This window comes from Streptomyces cahuitamycinicus, assembly GCF_002891435.1.
In the GTDB taxonomy this organism is placed as follows: domain Bacteria; phylum Actinomycetota; class Actinomycetes; order Streptomycetales; family Streptomycetaceae; genus Streptomyces; species Streptomyces cahuitamycinicus.
The window spans coordinates 1-577 of sequence record NZ_POUC01000945.1 but is presented as its reverse complement, the minus strand read 5'-3'; the positions used below and the strand labels follow the sequence as shown (position 1 = coordinate 577).

Sequence of the window (577 nt, the reverse complement as noted above, 5' to 3'; positions counted from 1 at the left end):
CGGCTGGGGCGGGCGCTGCTCGACTCCGTCCCGTTCCTGGGTGCCGAGAGGGCTGCGGAGGTCGTGGCGCTGTTGAGCGAGGAGGCTCCGCGGGAGTACGGCGATGATCTGGCCGGTGCGCTGCGCCGTGCGCGGCGTGGGGGTGACGCCTATTCCTCGCGGTGGCGCGGTGAGGTCCGGCGGCTGCGGGCCGCAGTCGGGGAGATGTCCCGTACGCCCGCCCGTACCCGGCATCCGGAGACCGCCGGGGCAGGGGGCCTCGGGAATCTCTCGGAGGATCGGCAAGCGGGCCTCGTCGCCGCTCTCGCCTTTCCCGAGCGGGTCGCCAGGGCCGAGGGCGGGTCGTATCTCATGGTGTCCGGGACGCGGGCGGAGCCCGGCGCGGGGAGTGGGCTGCGCGGCGCGGAGTGGGTGGCCGTCGCCGTGGCGGACCGGCCTGTCGGCCAGGGGCACGCGCGCGTGCAGTCGGGGGCGGTCGTGGACGAGGACGTGGCGCGGCTCGCCGCGGGCGCGCTGCTCGACGAGCGGGACGAGGTCCGGTGGGACGGCGGGGACGTCGTGGCGCGGAGGGTGGAGC

1 pseudogene is annotated in these 577 nt (G+C 76.9%); it reads left to right on the top strand.

What is annotated here, in order from left to right:
- Window positions 1–577 (top strand): annotated as a pseudogene (locus C1J00_RS44010) (ATP-dependent helicase HrpB); the annotation flags it as partial.